Below are 19,223 nucleotides of genomic sequence, written 5' to 3' on the forward strand. Positions count from 1 at the left end.
TTTTAAGATTTTTTAAATTTTCATTTTTAGACTATTGTTTTATTTTTGTTTTTACCTATGACCGCTAGGGTCTGGTTGTTGGAGACAATATGGCATTAAAAATATTATTGGCAGGTTTTTCAGGCCCGAGTGCTGGGGCATTGACCTTGTTATTACAACGCAACTATCCCGATGTGGAGTATTTGGTATTAGAACGCTGTTTTAGTGATGATTTACGCCTAACCCTGCCCACGCTTGGTAGAAGTGCTGATGATGCCTTTGCTGCCATCGTCAATCTTGATGGTGTGGGCATGTCACTTTTTAACGACCAACACATCAAAAACTTGGTGGATTTTTTGGATTTTCGGGCATCTTTATTATTGACACGCAGCAATATCAGACAGTGGCAAAATGCTGACTTTCTGCCCCATGCCACCAGTTTCTTTTTAAGCACGCCTTATACCAAACAAGACATGGAAGCGGCACTCTCCCAGCTTGTCAGTACCGCTACTCGCCTACAAGAAAACCCCGTCGATGCCGCCAAAAACCGTGCCTTAATCCGCACCAAAGCCGTGGGACATCTAGACGACAACGACAGCGCCACTCAAGGCGAGTTCGTCCAAAGCGTGATTAGCACCTATTTTAGTGGTGTTTGCCCCAATAATGTCATGTGTGAACTCATTGAAATTTTCTCCCAAGAGCATCCCTTTAAAGTGGCGGTCGGCAACCAAACGGTCTATGTCTATCCCAAAAAATCCATCGCCTTGGTACAAAGCCTTGAACGCCTGCTTGACTATTTTTCGGTAGCAGGCAACTGTCAAGTTTTAAAAACCAACATTACCAATACCGCCCTAAGCGACAGCGAGTTTGACAGAGTGCTACAAAATGTCAAAAGCCAAGGTTATCGCCGTTATTCATTAAACAGCTTTTTATGGCAAATCTATTCGGTCATCTTGCCTACTCGCATCAACGTGCCCAGAAATACCCTAAAACTAAAAATCCGCTACATGCCCAACTTCTCAGGCATGAAAGACATCCCTGAGTACGTGCATGCGGTCGTGTCATCATGTTTGGTCGTTCCCAAAAACCTTGACCAACTAGACATGGTGTTTGGTGAGTTAACCCAAAAAAACCCATCCATTCTGCATCGCATATTCTTGCTATCCATTCTGTCAGGGTCAGCAGACATTGATGTGCTAAAACGCTCGTTCTATACTGAAAACCCCTTAGATAAAATCCTAAGTGAAGAAGAGATAAAGCTCGTTAGCGAGCCTGAACCTGTGCCTGAGCTTACCCCCAACAAAGGTGTTACCCAAGCTGCTAAAACCGGATTTTTTAAACGACTGCTTAGCAAACTGTCATTTTAGTCACAACACCAATCATGAGACGGAGAGTATAATGAGCATTATTGACGAAGCCCGTGAACAAACTTACAAACTCATCATCGCAGGTCCTGTGGGGGCAGGCAAGACAGCTGCCATTCAAGTGCTGTCCGACAAAGGTGTGGTAACTACCGATGAAGTGGCGTCCGATGATGTCAAACTCATGAAAAAAACCACCACGGTTGCCATGGACTATGGGGTCATGATACTAGACAGTGGCGAGCAGGTGCGACTGTACGGCACCCCCGGTCAGAGACGCTTTGATTTTATGTGGGAGATTCTAAGCGAGAACGCCTTGGGGCTTATCCTATTGCTAAACGCCGAAGAGAAAGACCCTGTGAGCGATCTAGATTATTATCTGGATGCTTTCTCACCGCTTATCAAAGGCAGTGCCTTGGTGGTCGGTGTGACCCATGCTGAGAACATGCCTTGGGATTTGCATGACGCACTCTCAGAGCGACTGATCGAGCGTGGTGTCGCCGCTAACGTGATGGTGGTCGATGCTCGTGACCGTGAAGAGATGCGTCGCATGGTGCGTTCACTCATCTACATGATTTCATCTTAATTTTTATATTCGGTAACCCGTCATGCCAAACGAACGTCAAAATCCTTATCTCGCTCTTACGCCATCTGGTGTCATGCATGCCTTTGCTGATGCCAGTCCCAACGAAAAACAGCAAGCCCTGCAAGCACTCGTCTCACAAAGCCACTCCATCCCCACCGAAGAGTGGTTGGACAAATACTCGCACGAATGGCTTGACGAGTTTAATGAAAAAGGCTGGGTACAACGCCTATCGCAAGATTTGCCCGCCCCTAATATGCCACTGGATAAATTTTTGCCTTATGTCGTGGCAAGTCTATCAGGCACACGCAAAGCCGCCATCGGCTCTAACGAAGGCTTTTGCCTAGCTCGCATTGGCTATACCACTGATGAAGCCGACAGACTGGCAGTGGCAGGGGCGGACTTTTTTGACTTTTTTGTACGGCAACGTGAGCGTGGACTTGCCATCGCCGAACAAGCCGTGTCGCTCTTTGATGATGTCGCCCTGCTGATGCCAACCACCAGTTTTATGTTTTTATGGATTGATGGTACAGGCTATGTACTTATCCTAGATGGCGAGCCTTTGACCAACAACCGAGCTTTGGTTGAGCTGGTTTGGGCAATTAAGACATCAGGGTTACGGTTTAGTAAGGGTGATGATAAGGTTAATTAACACCGAAGTGGGTTTGTGATGATAAACCCACTTTTATTTTACCAACTATTTTTTAAAAATTTTTATATTTTCATTCCAAAAACTATTGTCATCGCTCTGTAACTACTCTATAATAAAAGTCATCATATTGTTACACAAGGAGTTCGTCATGGCGACCATCAGTGCCAAATTTCCCAAACTCATCGGCATGAGCATGCTTTGCTCGCTACTGTTTGCCTGTGACGGTGATAAACCTGCCAGTCAAAGCGAGACCGCCCAAGCCCCCACCACTGCCGAGAACAAATCGATTGCCATTACTGCCATCGTCGAACACCCTGCACTGGACGCCGTTCGTCAAGGCACGCTTGAAGCCCTAGCCAGCGAAGGCTTTAAAGAAGGCGAGAACCTAACGGTCAATTTCCAATCCGCCCAAGGCAACCCTGCCACCGCAGGACAAATCGCCAAACAGTTCGTGGCGGACAACCCTGACGCCATCATCGCCATCGCCACCCCATCCGCCCAAGCGGTCGTGAATGCCACGACAAGCATTCCCGTGATATTCTCTGCCGTGACCGAACCTGTGGAAGCCAAACTGGTACCCAAACTAGATGGCTCTGGCACCAACGCAACAGGGACATCGGACGTACTACCGCTTGGACCGCAGATTGACCTTATCAAAGAGCTGATTCCCAGCGTCAAAAACATCGGGTTCGTGTACAGCCCTGGCGAGGTGAACTCCACCGTGACTTTGCGCAGCCTAAAAGCCATCGCCGAACCCCAAGGCCTTACCATCGTTGAAGCCCCCGCCCAAAAATCCTCAGACATCGCCATGAGCGCCCAAAGTCTGGTTGGCAAAGTGGACGTGATTTATACATCAACCGACAACAACGTCATCAACGCCTATGAAGCCCTTGCCAAAGTCGCCAAAGAAGGCAAAATCCCCCTTGTCTCATCTGACCCTAGCGTGGTCGAGCGTGGAGCGAGCGTGGCTCTTGGCGTGAATTATCATGGGCTAGGGCTAGAAACAGGTAAAATCACCGCCCGCATCCTAAAAGGCGAAAAAGCAGGCGACATCGCTGTATACAGTGCCAGCGAGCTTGACTTGATGGTCAGCAAGAAAAATGCCAGCGAGCAGGGTTTGAGCGTGCCACAATCCATTTTGGATAAAGCCAAAACAGTGGTAGAATAATGCCTTTTAGATAATTATTTTATAAATACAAAATGCACGCCAAATCGTGGGCGTGTGTTTTGTTTTGATTGGAGCAGATATGTCATTGATTGCCTTTTTAGGGGCGTTAGAGAGCGGACTGATATATGCCATCATGGCACTTGGGGTGCTCATATCGTTTCGCATTTTGGATTTTCCTGATTTGACCGCCGATGGTAGCTTTCCCTTGGGCGGTGCGGTGGCGGCAGTATCCATCATCGCGGGATTTAACCCTTGGGTGGCTTGTCTTTTTGGCATGATGGCAGGCATGATGGCAGGGATTGTTACCGCATGGCTTAACGTCAAGATTGGCATATTACACCTACTGGCAGGTATTTTGGTCATGACCGCTCTGTATTCGGTAAACCTACGTATCATGAATGCTCCCAACTTATCGCTACTTGGCGAACCGACCGTTTTTACCCCATTTATCAGTGGCGATAATGGCATGTGGGTGCGTGTACTGGTCGCAGGGGCGGTTGTGGTTGTGGTCAAATTCCTACTTGACTGGTTTTTTAGCACCGAGACAGGGCTTGCCATGCGTGCCACAGGCTCCAACCTAAAAATGGCACAAGCCCAAGGCATTAACACCTCCTTTACCATCATGCTTGGCATGGCGATTAGCAACGGCTTGATTGCTCTATCAGGGGCGTTATTTGTACAGACCCAAGGCGGGGCGGACATCTCGGTGGGAATCGGCACCATCGTGGTCGGTCTGGCGGCGGTCATCATCGGCGAGACCGTGCTAAGTGCCAAAAAAATCTTTCTTATCACGCTCTCGGTGGTCATCGGTGCCGTGCTGTACAAGCTGTTTATCCAAATCGCCCTATCTAGCCAAACCTTACGCAGTATCGGATTTGGACCGCAGGACTTGAACCTAGTAACCGCCCTGCTTGTGGCGATTGCTCTGATTTTACCCAAATTTCGCTCAAAAGCCCTAAGTGCGTTTGGCATGGGCAAAAAATCTGCCAAAACAGGGGGTGTCTCATGATGATAGCAACCGACTTACGCCTAACCTTTAACGCTGGCACACCCATCGAAAACCCTGCCTTGCGTGGGCTGTCTTTACACATCAACGATGGCGAGTTTGTGACTGTCATCGGCACTAACGGGGCAGGCAAATCCACTTTTCTAAACACAGTAAGTGGCGCCTTACGCCCCGATACTGGCTCGATTGTGATAAATGGCACGGACGTTACCAAAAAGCCCACGCACAAACGCAGTCACTGGGTCGCCCGTGTGTTCCAAGACCCGATGGCAGGCACTTGTGAAGCCCTAACCATCGAAGAGAACATGGCTCTCGCCTTTAAACGTGGGGGTGTGCGTGGCTTACTCCCTGCCCTAAACAGCAAAAATCGTGAGCTGTTTCGTGACAAACTTGCCATCTTGAACCTAGGGCTAGAAAACCGCCTAACCGACCGCATGGGACTGCTCTCAGGCGGACAACGCCAAGCGGTCAGTCTTTTAATGGCAAGCCTACAACCATCAAAAATCCTACTCCTAGACGAACACACCGCCGCCCTTGACCCCAAAACCGCCAGTTTTGTCCTAGAACTCACCGACAAAATCGTGAATGAAGGTCGGCTAACCACGCTCATGGTCACGCATTCGATGGCTCAGGCATTAGCCCACGGCACACGCACCGTCATGCTTCATCAAGGGCAAGTGGTGCTTGACGTCTCAGGCGATGAACGCCGTGGTATGAATGTTCAAGACCTGCTAGATATGTTTGAAAAAACTCGTGGCGAGAAAGTGGCGGATGGCAGTTTGATATTAGGCTAAGGTTTTTTGTTATAACAAAGGATTTAAAGGTTAAACGGCTTTTAAATCCTTTTTTATTTTTAGAAAAATCAACACACCCATTTTAAAAGCCAAAACAACATCTTTTATCAAAAAATTCCCCCATCGGACTCAGATGGTGGTAAAATTAACACTTTTTTAATGAAAACAGAGTAAGACCATGAATCAAAACATTGCACGACTTTTGGTAACTTGTGCCGACCAAGCAGGCATTGTCCAAGCGGTATCAGGCTTTTTATATCATCACGGGGCAAACATCATCTCGCTTGACCAACACACGACCGAAGCCTATGGCGGTAAATACTTCATGCGAGTAGAATTTCATGTAGAATATTTGGCAGACAAAAAACAAACTCTGCTTGATACCTTTGCCAAAAATGTCGCTGACAAATACCAAATGAGCTGGCGATTGTCTTGTAGTTTTGATGTCAAAAAAATGGGGATTTTGGTGTCCAAAGAAGACCATGCCTTGTTAGAATTACTGTGGCGTTATAGTCGTGGAGCATTGCCTTGTCAGATTACCAAAGTCGTCTCCAACCACGAAGATTTGCGTGCTGATGTTGAGAGCTTTGGCATTCCTTTTGTGCATATTCCCGTCGGTAAAGACAACAAAGACGAAGTCTGCGATAAAATCGATGAAGTCATGCAGGGCAATGATTTACTGGTACTGGCTCGTTATATGCAGATTCTTACGCCAAGTTTTGTTGATAAGTGGGAGAGCAAAGTCATTAACATTCATCACTCATTTTTGCCTGCCTTTGTGGGAGCCAATCCCTACAAACAAGCCTTTGATAAAGGGGTCAAACTCATCGGGGCAACCGCTCACTATGTGACAAGCGAGCTTGATGAAGGCCCTATCATCGAGCAAGACGTGGAGCGTGTCAGTCATGCCTTTGATGTGGCAGAACTGCGAGAGCTTGGGCGAGACATTGAACGTGAAGTGCTATCTCGTGCGGTCAGGTGGTATTTAGAAGACCGTATTATCTTAGATGGTAATAAAACTGTGGTCTTTGACTGATTTTGATTGATTTTTGTTTTAACAAAAAACCGAACCATTTATCATGGCTCGGTTTTTGTTTGCTTAGCAGTTTTGGGCAAAGATTAACGAGTGCGTGGGCAAACTTCGTCATCAGCAAAGAAATAAGCAATCTCACGCTCAGCAGATGTGGTGCTGTCAGAACCGTGAGCGGCGTTCTCATCAATACTGGTAGCAAAGTCAGCACGGATGGTGCCAGCTGCTGCTTCTTTTGGGTTGGTCGCACCTAGGATGTCACGGTGAGCAAGTACCGCATTTTCACCTTCTAGTACAGACACAACAACAGGACCTGAGGTCATGAATGCCACTAGGTCAGCAAAAAAACCACGCTCTTTATGCTCAGCATAAAAACCTTCGGCTTCTTCTTTTGATAGATGTTTCATCTTGGTGGCGATGATTTTTAGACCATTTTTTTCAAAGCGAGAGAAAATCTCACCGATGTGGTTGGCACCCACTGCGTCTGGTTTTACGATAGAAAGTGTGCGTTCAATAGCCATGATATTTCCTTAAAATAAATGGATGAATAAGTTCATAATTTTGCCGTTTTGTCGGTCAAAATCTTTTTTATTATAACCAAGTTTTGATAAAAATCCTAGGGGATAACGATAAATTTTAGCAAAAAATAAAGCATGACAAACCCGCCATGCTTTATTTTTCTTTACCCACTTTTGCCTTATACTATTCCACCACTGTCTTTTTGTCTTTGGCTTCAAACATTAAGGTCGCCGCTTCGATGACAAACGCTTCACTCTCGGGCAGTTGGGGGCGTTCGTTTTCTTTCATCAAGCTACGCTCTTCGGCTAGGGCGTCCATACTTGCCTGATACATCGACCAGTCGGTAAATGGGGTCTCGCCTGTGGCTTGACGACGGGCGTTTTCGGCAGCCAAGGTTTTTTGCTCAATAAGGTCACGCTTGGCACGGCGTTTGTCAATGTCCACATCGGCAGGTTTTTTGTCATCATCCATGGCACGAATGTCATTGAGTGCTGTCAAATATTTGAACTGTGGATTGCTCTCTTGGCGTGCCTTTGATGATGCGATGAGCGATGCCATCAAATCCTTGGCGTATTTGCCATGTGCCATGAATGGCGTGGTTTTGATGGTGTCCCACTCCAAGGGGTTTTTATACTCACGCTCACCAAACTCAACCCCTTCATAGATGTTCACCAGTGGCACATCAGGCACCACACCCTTGTTTTGGGTGCTACCACCTGTGATACGATAAAATTTACGCTGTGTGATCGTCATTGACCCAAGTGCCAAATCATCACGCTGTACCTGTGCCGAGCCTTTGCCCGTGGTTGTACTGCCCACCACCAGTCCACGCCCATAGTCTTGAATCGCCGCTGAGAAAATCTCTGACGCAGATGCCGAGCCTAGATTGATAAGCACCGCCATCTCGCCTGCATAGAGCTGTTTGCCACCGTCTTTATCGGCAAATACCTGCACGTTGCCTTTATTGTCACGGATTTGCACCAAAGGACCTTCTTTTATAAATAGCCCCAGCATTTTGGCAACTTCATCTAGCGAACCACCAGGGTTATTGCGTAAATCCACCACCATGCCATCAATGTTTTGCTCATTTAACGCCTTGATGGCTTTTTCGGTGTCAAGGCTGACCGAACGGTACTCATCCGCCCCTGCCCCACTACGACGTGCGGCAAAGTTAAGGTAAAAACTAGGAATTTCTAACACGCCCACACGCTTGATGCCACCATCATAAGGCACTTCAATCACACGGTGATGCACGCCTGAATCTTCTTGTTTGATGACGTCACGCACGATGGTGACCGTACGAGCCGAACTGTCGGGCGTGTTGGGCTGTTTAACACGAATGGTAACAGACGTACCTTTTGCTCCCCGAATGAGTGCCACTATCTCACGGGTGCTAAATCCGACCGTATCCACCATACTCTCGCCATCTTGGGCAACCCCCAAAATCAGGTCATTGGCTTGGATTTGCCCTGTTTTTTGGGCAGGACCACCGTCCACTAGGCTCACGATACGGATATAATCAGGGTTCTTACGGTCAGGGCGAATGGATACGCCAATGCCTTCTAATTGCAAATTTGACTGGATTTGCATTTCATTGGCTTGGACAGGAGCAAAATAGTTGCTGTGTGGGTCGTAAGTCAAGGTCGCCGCATTTAAAATCGTCTCCATGATCTCATCATTTTTTAGGCGGGCAAGCTGTTCTTGCTGACGGTTTAGGCGGTTTAGCAAAATCTCGGTGGGCGTACGCTCATCGCCACGCACCAAATCCTGTCCCCGAGCCAACTCAGGATTATCCAAAAATGCCTTATCCTTTGCCTTGTCATCTTCTTGACCAAGCGTCAGCCCGATGAGTGCATAGGTGGTCTGCGTTTGCCAAAACTCTCGCTGCTCATCAACACTCTTAAAACGTGGGGCTTCTTCACGGTCTAGCACGATGGTTTTGTCGGTGTTTAGATTGACATCGGTTTTTAAAAACTCTTTGGCAAAATCATAATACTCATTGGAACGTGTGCGATAACGCTCAAACACCTCAATCCCTGCCGACAAGTCGCCACGTTTTAGGCGTTCGGCAAAATTATCGGCATATTTGGCATTTAACTCATCGATGTCCGACTGCAAAAACAGCGTGCGTGATGGGTCAAGCTGGTCATAGTACATGGTCAAGATTTTCGCCCCCATTTCCTGATTTAGGGGCTGGTCTAGATAATGGGATTTGTCCAACAATAATGACACTTGACGGGCGGTGACTTTTTGTTCGGCAGTCGGCTCAAACCCGACTTTGTCCTGTGCCATCGCCACGCCCACATAGCTTTGGGCAAACAAACCGCCTGCAATGACTGTTGCTACCCCTGATAAAAAAAGTTGTTTTTTTGACATCATAGTACTTCCAAACTTGGTTGTCACAACTGACAAATTAAAAATGACTTATCATAACACATCTTTCTTTCATCCGCCTAAATTTGTGATGAATTTTAGTAAAATTTGTACAATTTATGGCATAATAAGCCTTTTAAATTCTTATGGGATAATTTATGGCAACTGGTATTATCATGGCGGACGTGGACGGTTTAACCCTAACCGATGACGATAAGGCGTTTTTGGCAAATGACGCATTGGGTGGGGTGATTTTATTTAAACGTAACGTAAAAGACCCCGCCCAAGTGCGAGCCTTGACCGACAGCATGCGAGCGGTCAATCCACGCCTTATCATCAGTGCCGACCAAGAAGGCGGACGGGTGGCACGATTTAGAGACGGTTTTACGCCCCTGCCTGCCATGGGGCGATTGGGGGAGATTTATGATGATAACCCCCCCGAGCTTGCTCTATCGCTTGCTTATGATACAGGGTATCTCATGGCGTGTGAAGTGCTTGCCGTGGGTGTGGACATTAGCTTTGCCCCTGTACTAGACATTGATGGGTATAGCCTTGTCATCGGCGATCGTGCGTTTCATGCCGACCCGCAAGTCGTTACCGCCCTATCATCACGCTTTATAGATGGCATGAATGACGCAGGCATGAAAGCCACGGGCAAACACTTCCCTGGTCATGGCTCTATCGCCCCTGATTCGCACGTATCCGATGCGGTGGATACCCGCTCGCTTGATAAGATTTGGGGGTGTGATTTAATCAGCTTTAAAAATAACTTAACCAAATTATCTGCCCTGATGCCTGCCCATGTCATTTTTAGTCAAATTGATGACAAGCCAGCAGGTTTTTCAAAAGTGTGGTTACAGGAGATTTTGCGGGATAAAATGGGTTATGATGGCGTGTTGTTCTCGGACGATTTATCCATGAAAGCCGCCCATGTGGCAGGGGACGTAACCGCTCGGGTCAAGTCCGCCATAGACGCAGGGTGCGACATGGCACTCGTTTGCAATAGCCGTGATGATGCTATCCTTGCGGTAGAATTTGCCAAAGGTATGCCTGATGTGCCAAACCGCTTTGGCAAGATGAAAAGCGTGATACCTACTTGGCAAGGCGACTTAACTACCACTTGTCAGGCATTCGCCCATTATAATACCGCAAGAGATAATGTGCTTGGGGAATTTTTTAATGATATTGGCAGACAAGATGAGAGGGACCCGACGAATTACATCTAAGGTAAAATATATAGGTTCAACCATCAAAGAGAGCGTTGAAAATAGTTTATTTTAATTGGGGCGTGCTTACCATTGATAACATTCTTATAAAATAAGATGAAAACTTGAAAATTTCAATCAATTTTTACATGAAAGATGGGCGATTTTTCTCATTTTTCATTGCAAATGCCAAAGGCAAGCACGTCCCAACAACGCTAAAATATTGATAAACAGCCCTAAATCGTCTGTAAAATCTTAGTCAATTTCTGTCTTGGCTCATCAGCCTGAGTAATAGAACGCCCAATCACCAAATAATCCGAACCATTATCCAAGGCTTCTTTGGGCGTACAAATGCGTTTTTGGTCGTCCTTATCATCATCGGGCAGGCGAATACCGGGGGTAATGAGTTTAAACGCCTGCCCGAACGTAGATTTTAAAAGCGACGCTTCTTTGGCAGAGCAGACCACCCCATCAAGCCCCGCACGATGAGTCAGACCCGCCAGTCGCATGACATGCTCATCTAGCGTGCCTTGCACCCCCAGTTCACCGAGTACATCTTGTGTCATTGATGTTAGTACCGTCACTGCGATGAGCAGGGTATCATAACCACCGTCATTTAGGCGTGCCTTACACAGTGCCATCGCATCGGAGCCAATGGATGCATGCACATTCACCATCCACACACCCATGTCAGCCGCCGCCAAGACCGCCTGAGCTGTGGTATTGGGAATGTCATGGAATTTTAAATCCAAAAAAACTTGAAACCCACGCTCATGAAACGCATCCACCACATCTCTGCCACAGGCAGTAAACAGCTCTTTACCCACCTTTAAACGACATAAATTCGGGTCTAAGCTGTCCGCAAGTGCCAAAGCCGATGGTAAATCATGCTTATCCACCGCAACGATGATGGGAGATGTGATTGGGGTATGTGTATTTATTTGCATGGTTCTTTGTCTTAAAAGCAAGGATTATAAAGAACGAGTATCAGACAGGGGACGAGTGTCAGATTCTATGGTCGTGATGGTCTGCTCAGGGACGGTAACTTTGGTTTCGTCCGCCAAGATATGCGACTGGCGAGAATGCTCAATCACGACATTAGCTTCGTCTAATTTGGTTTGCAAATCTGCCTTTTCTTTACGCAAACGGCGGATTTCTAATTTGTTTTGTAGCACCCTAAATAGTAGCACCGACAACAAGATACCAATGAAGACACCCAAAGCAATGGTTAGGACAAGCAATAACCCCAAATTCGTGGTTGGTACCTGTGAGAACAGCAGATTGACCGCAATCTCGCTGTTATTGGCAAGTACCAAGGCGATGGCATAACCAAAAAACAACACCAATAAAATAATGATAAATAAAGACATAAGATACCTTATCTGTTATGAATATCTACAAGCTCACGCAACGCTTTGCCTGGTTTGAAGTGTGGCACGGCTTTGGCTTCGACATCCACATACTCGCCCGTTCTGGGGTTGCGAGCTCTGCGAGCATCACGATGATGTAAACAAAAACTGCCAAAGCCACGAACTTCTACTCGCTCGTCTTTGGCAATGCTGTACGTCATCATGTCCAAAATCTCACGCACTGCCTCATCAACTGCCATCTCTTCTAAATTATCACATTTAGATGCCACATTTGCAATCAAATCTGACTTTTTCATCACATCTTCGCTGTTATGGCTAGACTTGTTCTCTTGCTTGATTTCTTGCTTAATTTCTTGCATTTTTTCACCTTTTGAACCACACCTTACTCAAATTCACAACAAAATTACCAATGAGCAAGGTTCAAGTTAAAGTGCCATCATACCGCAATTTTGCCAAAAATAAAATCAATTTTTTGTTAATTTTCAAATATTTAATCCAAAAAAAGACCTTGAATCACTTCAAGGTCTTCTGATAAATCAGCGATTAGCCTTTTAGTTGGTCGGCAAAGATGTCGCCCAAAGTTTTTGGCTGATTTTCAGTGACTGCATTTGACAGCTCTTTTAGTGCTTGACGCTCATCGGCTTCGTCTTTGGCTTTAATAGACAAAGTAATGTTGCGAGCTTTGCGGTCGGCACGAACGATTTTAGCTTCTACTTCATCGCCCACGTTTAGCACTTTTGATGCATCCTCGGTACGCTCACGTGCGATGTCGGCAGCGGCCAGGTAACCTTCTACGTCATCCGCTAGGGTAATAACTGCACCTTTGGCATCTACTTCTTTGACTGTACCTTTAACGATGGCACCACGCTCATTGGCAGATAGGTATTCGTTAAATGTGTCAGAGTTAAGCTGTTTGATACCTAGGCTGATACGGTTACCTTCGGCATCCACTTGTAGCACTTGGGCTTCTACGGTGTCGCCTTTGGTGTAGCTACGGATGGCTTCTTCGCCAGACTCATTCCAAGAAATGTCAGACAAGTGAACCAAACCATCAATACCACCTTCTAAACCAATGAACAGACCAAAGTCAGTGATTGATTTGATGGTACCAGTGATTTTGTCGCCTTTTGAGTATTTCTTATCAAACTCTTCCCATGGGTTTGGCATGGTTTGCTTGATGCCTAGGCTGATGCGACGACGCTCACCATCGATTTCAAGAACCATCACATTCACTTCATCGCCCACTTGGACAACTTTTGATGGGTGAATGTTTTTGTTGGTGTGGTCCATTTCAGAAACGTGTACCAAACCTTCAATACCTTCGGCAATCTCAGCAAAACAGCCATAATCAGTTAGGTTAGTTACACGAGCTTTGGTGATGGTGCCAACTGGGTAAGTTTGTTCAACTTCGCCCCATGGATCAGAACCAAGCTGTTTTAGACCTAGGCTAACACGGTTACGCTCACGGTCGAACTTCAATACTTTAACTTTAAGCTCTTGACCAACTTCTACCGCTTCTGATGGGTGCTTGATACGCTTCCACGCCATGTCGGTGATGTGTAGCAGACCATCGATACCACCTAGGTCAACAAACGCACCGTAATCAGTTAGGTTCTTAACGATACCTTGAACTTCCATGCCTTCTTCTAGTTTGGCAAGCAGTTCATCACGCTCAGCACTATTTTCAGCTTCCATAACGGCACGGCGAGATACCACGATGTTGTTACGAACTTTGTCAATCTTGATGACTTTAAATTCTAGCTCTTTGCCTTCAAGATGAGTGGTCTCACGGATAGGACGTACATCCACCAATGAACCTGGTAGGAACGCACGCACAGAACCAATCTCAACCGTAAAGCCACCTTTAACTTTAGATGAGATAAGACCAGTAACAATTTCGTCATTCTCATGAAGTTGTTCAAGTGCACGCCAGCTTTCTTCACGTTTTGCTTTTTCACGAGAAAGCACTGTTTGACCCATGCCGTTATCAACTTTTTCGATAACCACGTCCACAGTGTCACCAACAGCAACTTCAAGCTCGCCCGCTTCGTTTAAAAACTCGCCACGCTCGATGATGCCTTCTGATTTTAGACCTGTGTCCACGGTAATCCAGTCGTTGTCAATCGCAACCACTTGACCTTGGATAACTGCACCAATTTCAACTTTTACTTCGTTTGCATTGCTTTGTTCAAACAGTTCAGCAAATGATACCATTATGTATACCTTAAAAATAGCCGTAGCCTGTCCAGTCAGTACGGTTCAGATGATTGCCAGTCGTTTGCGATACTGGTTTTGGCAAATGATAGGCAAATAAAAAATAAAACGGCAATATTATAGCAAAGTTTTTGGGTAAATGCACATCTTTTTTGATGATTTATAATTTGCCCTGTGCAAACGTCAAAATCTCATCAAACACCACATCTACTGATTTGTCGGAGCTGTCAATGACAAGGGCATCCACAGCAGGGCGACTTGGGGCAACAGCACGGTTTTCATCTCGCTCATCTCGCTCGATGATGTCCGCTAATATCGCTTCATAATCTGCCACTTTGCCTGCCATTTGTAGTTGTAGCACCCGTCTGTCGGCACGAGCCTTGGCACTTGCGGTCAAAAATACCTTGACAGAAGCATCGGGGAAAATCACCGTCCCCATGTCTCGCCCGTCCGCCACAAGTCCTGCTCTGTCTTTTGCCATGTTTTTTTGTAGGTCAAACAAAGCCGTCCGTACGCTTGGCAACAAAGCGACACGGGACGCATATCCGCCCACGATTTCGTTGCGAATGTCGTCCGTTAGGGGGGTGTTATCCACTAGGATTTCCACCGTTTTTGTGGCGGTATTGGGGCGAAAAGATAGGTTTAAAGACTTAGTTAATTTGGCAACTTTTTGCTCGTCAATGTCGGTACCGTCAAGCAAGCCGTTTTTAAATGCCATTAGCCCAACAATGCGATACAACGCACCGCTATCTAACAGCTCAAAACCAAAATACTCGGCAAGGCGATATGCTACCGTGCCTTTACCTGCACCTGATGGACCGTCAATGGTGATGATTTTTGGGGTTGTCATGGGGATTTCTCTTTTAAGAATAAATTTAATAAATTTTTAAAATAAAAATGTCTTTTAAAATTGGGTATGTAGGTATAAATTTATTTGCCAAAATTTAATGTTTTATCATAGGGCGAATGTAATTCGCTCCCACAAGCCCTTTCAAAGATATGTTTGATTAACAATAGCAAATTTTTAAATGATGATTTTAAAATATCATAAAACAGAATTAAAAATACAAAAATCAATGCTCGCCATTTAACCGATTTTCAATTTTCGCCTTTTTCTTATCGGCTCGTCTTTGTTTAAAAAATTGACTTAGTAGCTTTGAACTTTCATTTGCCAACAGTCCGCCTTGAATATTGATGACATGATTATAAAACGACTCTTTGGCGAGGGTTAATTGGCTTGTCACCGCCCCTGCCTTTGGTTCATACGCCCCAAACACCACACGGCTGACACGGGCATGAATGAGCGAACCAAAACACATGGTACACGGCTCTAACGTAACATACAGCGTACTGCCAATCGGCAAGCGGTAATTTTGCACCCGCTCACACGCCTGACGCAAGGCGACAATCTCGGCATGGTGCGTGGGGTCGTGCGTGCTAATCGGGCAATTAAAGCCTTCGCCCAAAATCTGTCCATCATGCACCACCACCGCCCCCACAGGTATCTCACCACGCTCCGCCCCAAGTCTAGCAAGGGTTAGGGCGTGGTTCATCATGGCGACATCGGTAGGCGACCAAAATGTTAAGGAACTAAAATTTGGCAAATCACACGCCATTTTAGGCACAATTTCACGATACGCCATTACTGTGGCAACGCCCAATCAATCACCCCTTTGCCATGTCTAATGAGATAATCATTGGTCTGCGAAAACGGACGAGAACCAAAAAATCCGCCACGGTTCGCCGATAAAGGGGATGGATGATTGGCGGTTAAAATCAAATGGCGAGAGGTGTCAATAAACCGCCCCTTTTTCTTGGCATAACTGCCCCACAGAATAAAAACCGTGCGGTCAGTTTGGCGGTTGATGACATCTATCACCGCGTCCGTAAATTCTTCCCAGCCTTTACCTTGGTGCGAGCCTGCCTGCCCATTTTCTACCGTTAATGTGGCGTTAAGCAGTAGCACGCCTTGATTTGCCCAATGGGTCAAATCGCCATGAGCCGAGACAGGAATGCCCAAATCGGTGGCAAGTTCCTTTAAAATATTGGCAAGGCTTGGCGGTTTGGGAATGATTTTTGGTACGCTAAACGACAGCCCCATGGCTTGCCCTGCCCCATGATAGGGGTCTTGACCGAGTATCACAACTTTGACGGCTGATAAGGGTGTGGTATTTAGGGCATTAAAAATTTGTGATTTTGGCGGATAAATGGTTTTGCCTTGGGCGTATTCGTTTTGCAAAAAAGCACGCAAATCATCCATCATAGGTGATAATAATATATCCGCTAAGGCAAATTTCCAATCATCGGGTAATTGTACTTTGTTTAAGGCGGTTAATTGGTCTTGGGTAAGATTGGTATTCATGTTTTTTATGTTGATAAATTAAAAATGGGTATTGATAATTTATTTTTTGAAAATAAAAATTTAAAAAACTGTATTGGTTTGATTAAATTTTTAATTAAAGGCGAATGTAATTCGCCCCTACACTTTAATAAAATATCAAGAATTATTTTTTGGTTTTATCCAATTGTGAAGGTTTGGCTTTTACCGTTAAAGTTTTGGTCATTTTATCGTGCCAGCCTTGATTTTTATCATTACCTTTTGCCATGCCATAATTTACCGCAAGCATTCCCATCGCAGGTAGTCCTGACATAATACTCGCCCCAATTGCATACACCACAATCAAAAACAACGTCCGCATAAATACAAGCGTGCCAAAACTGGGTAATTTGCCTGTTTTTTCGTCCACGACACGAATGCCCATCACCAGTTTGCCAAACGATTGTCCACGCATGATGATAAGCAGTAGCTGAATGCCAAGCAACGCCAAAAACATAAGATTACTTATCATGACCGTAGTCTTTGACACTTTATCCACCAAACTTTGACTATACGCTTGCAAGGCTTGATAATCTTGGGCGTGGCGTGCTATCTCATTGACATCCACCACCTGCATGAACGCCATGATGAGCGGTAGTAACGCCAAGATATACAGCCCCACATTAATGGCGAATGCCGAAAAGCGAGACAAAATACTGGCATATTCTATCGTACCATCATCTTTTAGCACGCTTGCCATCCGCTCTTTGGTCGGACGGGCATTTGACTCAGTTCGTTTTGGCTTGTCATTCTGACTGGCGTTGGGGTCTTGTATGGGTTTACGCCCATAGAGTTCGGCAACCGATACCCGCTTTTGCTCAGGCTTGTCTTTGACAAAATCGACATTATCGCCAAAGCCGCGCTGTTCGGGCTTGGCAGTTGGAGGTGTTGGGCTGGGCGGTGTTTGCACAGACGGCTGATAAGCATAGACCCCACCTGTCATCTGCCCGACCGTCTGCCACTCGCTCATGCCCGTGTGCCACATCAAGTCAGTTAGGGCAACTTCGCCCGATAGGAGCATGCGGTTTAGTTCATCTAAGCTATAAGGCCCTGCTTGGACGTTGTTTCGTGCTAGGTAGATTTTCATGTTGTCATATCAAGGTTAAAATTTGGCTTATTTTACCACTTTTAGCCCCCCATTAGCCACAAAAAACCATGAAATTTTGTTTATACCGACCAACAAATTTTTGCCACAACAAAGCAAATCTTGCTATAATATCGCATTTGCTTATTCATTTTGATTTTTAGGGGACGGCATGCCACACACCACGCCTACAACAAAAACATCCACCACACCCCTACAAGAAGAGCTGTTTGAGCCTGCCGATTTGCCCAGCGAGCCTGATGACGACCTAAATCTCCACGACGAAGAAGACAGCTACATCTATGGCGACGCTGACGCCACCGATGAAGACACCATCGAGACCATGACGGTCTATGATCCCGATGCCGACCGTTTTGAAGACCTAGAAGAGAACTCAGGCGATAACGAAACTGTCGTCTGCTACGCCTACTCTCGTAAGACGGGTGAGCCTGTTGCCACACTCGCCATCGATGAAGTCAGTCGCCAACTGACTAACAACAGCCAATTCATCTGGCTTGGGCTACACGACCCCAGTTTTGAGACAGTCAAGGAAGTCCAAGATGCCTTTGATTTGCACGAACTTGCCCTAGAAGACGCCTTTGCCGACCACCAACGCCCCAAAGTCGAAAGCTATGGCAACGACACCATTTTCGTGGTCGTGCGTACCGCCAAGCTCGAAGACAACTACATCCGCTATGGCACGACCGCCATTTTTATGGGCAAAAACTTCATCATCAGCGTACGGCGTGGGGCGTCCAACTCCTACACCCCCGTGCGTGAGCATTGCCACAGACGACCCGAGAAACTTCGCCTAGGCCCGATTTTTGTCCTGCACGCCATTTTGGACTTTATTGTCGATAACTACCTGCCGATTACCGACCGTTTGGGCAACTATTTGCGTGAACAAGAACGCAACATTTTCTCGTATGAGTTTAGCAAATCCACCCTAAAAAGCCTGTATGAGCTAAAATCGCAACTGGTACACATGCGTGCGGTGATTCTGCCCGTCCAAGACGTGTGTAACTTTTTTATCAACCACAAAAAAAACGAGCTGGTCTCCGCCTTTCCTGCCGCTGCCAAGCCCTATTTTCGTGACGTGAACGACCACCTTCTCCGCTCCATTGATGCGGTGAACGGTCTTAACGAGATGCTATCGGTCGCCATGGACACCTACATGGCAATGGTCACCATGGGACAGAACGACGTGGTACGAAAACTCGCCGCTTGGGCAGGTATTGCCGCCGTGCCGACTGCCGTGGCAGGGGTGTACGGCATGAACTTTGATTTCATGCCCGAACTTCATTGGAAATACGGCTATTTTATGGTCATCGGCATGGTCTTGGCGGTCTGCCTATATCTCTATCATAAATTTAGAAAGGCAGGTTGGTTATAATAATGATAATTATTTACCACTTGGAAAATTGAAATTGGAAAATTGAAATTGGAAAATTGAAATTGGAAAATTGAAATTGGAAAATTGAAATTGGAAAATTGAAATTGGAAAATTG

At 46.1% G+C, this 19,223-nt stretch carries 19 protein-coding genes; 9 read left to right on the top strand and 10 right to left on the bottom strand.

Annotation, left to right across the window (positions count from 1 at the left end; genetic code table 11):
- Positions 1-89: 89 nt before the first annotated feature.
- From K941_RS0113390 to purU, 7 genes are all read left to right on the top strand, one after another.
- On the top strand, positions 90-1,346 hold the full coding sequence (locus K941_RS0113390) for a hypothetical protein (RefSeq protein ID WP_029103974.1): 1,257 nt from the start codon (positions 90-92) through the stop codon (positions 1,344-1,346).
- 31 nt (positions 1,347-1,377) lie between these two features.
- On the top strand, positions 1,378-1,926 hold the full coding sequence (locus K941_RS0113395; protein ID WP_051226100.1) for a GTP-binding protein: 549 nt from the start codon (positions 1,378-1,380) through the stop codon (positions 1,924-1,926).
- Positions 1,927-1,948: 22 nt separating this feature from the next.
- Positions 1,949-2,575, top strand: coding sequence for a hypothetical protein (locus K941_RS0113400; RefSeq protein ID WP_029103976.1), 627 nt, complete (start codon positions 1,949-1,951; stop codon positions 2,573-2,575).
- Between the two features lie 148 nt (positions 2,576-2,723).
- Complete coding sequence (locus K941_RS0113405) at positions 2,724-3,743, top strand: ABC transporter substrate-binding protein (RefSeq protein WP_084137782.1); 1,020 nt, start codon at positions 2,724-2,726, stop codon at positions 3,741-3,743.
- Between the two features lie 79 nt (positions 3,744-3,822).
- Positions 3,823-4,752 carry an ABC transporter permease gene (locus tag K941_RS0113410; protein ID WP_029103978.1) on the top strand — a complete coding sequence of 310 codons (930 nt, stop codon included), beginning with the start codon at positions 3,823-3,825 and terminating at the stop codon, positions 4,750-4,752.
- Positions 4,749-5,543 (top strand): ABC transporter ATP-binding protein, encoded by a 795-nt coding sequence (locus K941_RS0113415; RefSeq protein WP_029103979.1) that lies wholly within the window; start codon positions 4,749-4,751, stop codon positions 5,541-5,543. The genes K941_RS0113410 and K941_RS0113415 overlap by 4 nt, the downstream gene beginning before the upstream one ends.
- A gap of 178 nt (positions 5,544-5,721) precedes the next feature.
- Positions 5,722-6,579, top strand: a complete 858-nt coding sequence (purU, locus tag K941_RS0113420) for a formyltetrahydrofolate deformylase (protein WP_029103980.1) — start codon at positions 5,722-5,724, stop codon at positions 6,577-6,579.
- Positions 6,580-6,662: 83 nt separating this feature from the next.
- Here purU and ndk read toward each other — a convergent pair whose 3' ends face one another.
- The gene (gene ndk / locus K941_RS0113425) at positions 6,663-7,094 is read right to left on the bottom strand and encodes a nucleoside-diphosphate kinase (protein WP_029103981.1); all 432 of its coding nucleotides are present in this window, start codon (positions 7,092-7,094) and stop codon (positions 6,663-6,665) included.
- Positions 7,095-7,275: 181 nt separating this feature from the next.
- Positions 7,276-9,468, bottom strand: a complete 2,193-nt coding sequence (locus tag K941_RS0113430; RefSeq protein ID WP_029103982.1) for a carboxy terminal-processing peptidase — start codon at positions 9,466-9,468, stop codon at positions 7,276-7,278.
- A 155-nt stretch (positions 9,469-9,623) separates the two neighbouring features.
- Between K941_RS0113430 and nagZ the strand changes: the two genes are divergently transcribed.
- A complete protein-coding gene (nagZ, locus tag K941_RS0113435; protein ID WP_029103983.1) occupies positions 9,624-10,691 on the top strand; it encodes a beta-N-acetylhexosaminidase in 1,068 nt (355 codons plus the stop codon).
- Between the two features lie 215 nt (positions 10,692-10,906).
- Here nagZ and pyrF read toward each other — a convergent pair whose 3' ends face one another.
- The 8 genes from pyrF to K941_RS0113480 all read right to left on the bottom strand — a co-directional run bounded on the left by pyrF (position 10,907) and on the right by K941_RS0113480 (position 17,718).
- A complete protein-coding gene (gene pyrF / locus K941_RS0113440; RefSeq protein WP_029103984.1) occupies positions 10,907-11,617 on the bottom strand; it encodes an orotidine-5'-phosphate decarboxylase in 711 nt (236 codons plus the stop codon).
- A 24-nt stretch (positions 11,618-11,641) separates the two neighbouring features.
- Entirely contained in the window at positions 11,642-12,040 is a 399-nt protein-coding gene (locus K941_RS0113445; RefSeq protein WP_029103985.1) for a lipopolysaccharide assembly protein LapA domain-containing protein, read from the bottom strand.
- Positions 12,041-12,048: 8 nt separating this feature from the next.
- A complete protein-coding gene (locus K941_RS0113450; protein WP_172462010.1) occupies positions 12,049-12,399 on the bottom strand; it encodes an integration host factor subunit beta in 351 nt (116 codons plus the stop codon).
- Between the two features lie 184 nt (positions 12,400-12,583).
- Positions 12,584-14,257 carry a 30S ribosomal protein S1 gene (gene rpsA / locus K941_RS0113455; protein WP_115341084.1) on the bottom strand — a complete coding sequence of 558 codons (1,674 nt, stop codon included), beginning with the start codon at positions 14,255-14,257 and terminating at the stop codon, positions 12,584-12,586.
- Positions 14,258-14,414: 157 nt separating this feature from the next.
- Complete coding sequence (gene cmk, locus K941_RS0113460; protein ID WP_407662301.1) at positions 14,415-15,125, bottom strand: (d)CMP kinase; 711 nt, start codon at positions 15,123-15,125, stop codon at positions 14,415-14,417.
- A 202-nt stretch (positions 15,126-15,327) separates the two neighbouring features.
- Positions 15,328-15,870, bottom strand: a complete 543-nt coding sequence (gene tadA, locus K941_RS0113470) for a tRNA adenosine(34) deaminase TadA (protein WP_407662300.1) — start codon at positions 15,868-15,870, stop codon at positions 15,328-15,330.
- A gap of 26 nt (positions 15,871-15,896) precedes the next feature.
- Positions 15,897-16,616, bottom strand: coding sequence for a uracil-DNA glycosylase (ung, locus tag K941_RS0113475; RefSeq protein ID WP_029103990.1), 720 nt, complete (start codon positions 16,614-16,616; stop codon positions 15,897-15,899).
- Positions 16,617-16,758: 142 nt separating this feature from the next.
- On the bottom strand, positions 16,759-17,718 hold the full coding sequence (locus tag K941_RS0113480) for an RDD family protein (RefSeq protein ID WP_029103991.1): 960 nt from the start codon (positions 17,716-17,718) through the stop codon (positions 16,759-16,761).
- Between the two features lie 169 nt (positions 17,719-17,887).
- Here K941_RS0113480 and corA point away from each other — a divergent pair, with 169 nt between their 5' ends.
- The gene (gene corA / locus K941_RS16130) at positions 17,888-19,108 is read left to right on the top strand and encodes a magnesium/cobalt transporter CorA (protein ID WP_084137783.1); all 1,221 of its coding nucleotides are present in this window, start codon (positions 17,888-17,890) and stop codon (positions 19,106-19,108) included.
- The last annotated feature ends 115 nt before the right edge of the window (positions 19,109-19,223 follow it).

It is taken from the genome of Moraxella caprae DSM 19149 (assembly GCF_000426885.1).
GTDB classification, from domain to species: domain Bacteria; phylum Pseudomonadota; class Gammaproteobacteria; order Pseudomonadales; family Moraxellaceae; genus Moraxella; species Moraxella caprae.

Coding starts and splice junctions, on each gene's coding strand:
- K941_RS0113390 (WP_029103974.1), top strand. CDS start 90: ATGGCATTAAAAATATTATTGGCAGGTTTTTCAGGCCCGAGTGCTGGG.
- K941_RS0113395 (WP_051226100.1), top strand. CDS start 1,378: ATGAGCATTATTGACGAAGCCCGTGAACAAACTTACAAACTCATCATC.
- K941_RS0113400 (WP_029103976.1), top strand. CDS start 1,949: ATGCCAAACGAACGTCAAAATCCTTATCTCGCTCTTACGCCATCTGGT.
- K941_RS0113405 (WP_084137782.1), top strand. CDS start 2,724: ATGGCGACCATCAGTGCCAAATTTCCCAAACTCATCGGCATGAGCATG.
- K941_RS0113410 (WP_029103978.1), top strand. CDS start 3,823: ATGTCATTGATTGCCTTTTTAGGGGCGTTAGAGAGCGGACTGATATAT.
- K941_RS0113415 (WP_029103979.1), top strand. CDS start 4,749: ATGATGATAGCAACCGACTTACGCCTAACCTTTAACGCTGGCACACCC.
- purU (WP_029103980.1), top strand. CDS start 5,722: ATGAATCAAAACATTGCACGACTTTTGGTAACTTGTGCCGACCAAGCA.
- ndk (WP_029103981.1), bottom strand. CDS start 7,094: ATGGCTATTGAACGCACACTTTCTATCGTAAAACCAGACGCAGTGGGT.
- K941_RS0113430 (WP_029103982.1), bottom strand. CDS start 9,468: ATGTCAAAAAAACAACTTTTTTTATCAGGGGTAGCAACAGTCATTGCA.
- nagZ (WP_029103983.1), top strand. CDS start 9,624: ATGGCAACTGGTATTATCATGGCGGACGTGGACGGTTTAACCCTAACC.
- pyrF (WP_029103984.1), bottom strand. CDS start 11,617: ATGCAAATAAATACACATACCCCAATCACATCTCCCATCATCGTTGCG.
- K941_RS0113445 (WP_029103985.1), bottom strand. CDS start 12,040: ATGTCTTTATTTATCATTATTTTATTGGTGTTGTTTTTTGGTTATGCC.
- K941_RS0113450 (WP_172462010.1), bottom strand. CDS start 12,399: ATGCAAGAAATTAAGCAAGAAATCAAGCAAGAGAACAAGTCTAGCCAT.
- tadA (WP_407662300.1), bottom strand. CDS start 15,870: ATGGCGTGTGATTTGCCAAATTTTAGTTCCTTAACATTTTGGTCGCCT.
- ung (WP_029103990.1), bottom strand. CDS start 16,616: ATGAATACCAATCTTACCCAAGACCAATTAACCGCCTTAAACAAAGTA.
- K941_RS0113480 (WP_029103991.1), bottom strand. CDS start 17,718: ATGAAAATCTACCTAGCACGAAACAACGTCCAAGCAGGGCCTTATAGC.
- corA (WP_084137783.1), top strand. CDS start 17,888: ATGCCACACACCACGCCTACAACAAAAACATCCACCACACCCCTACAA.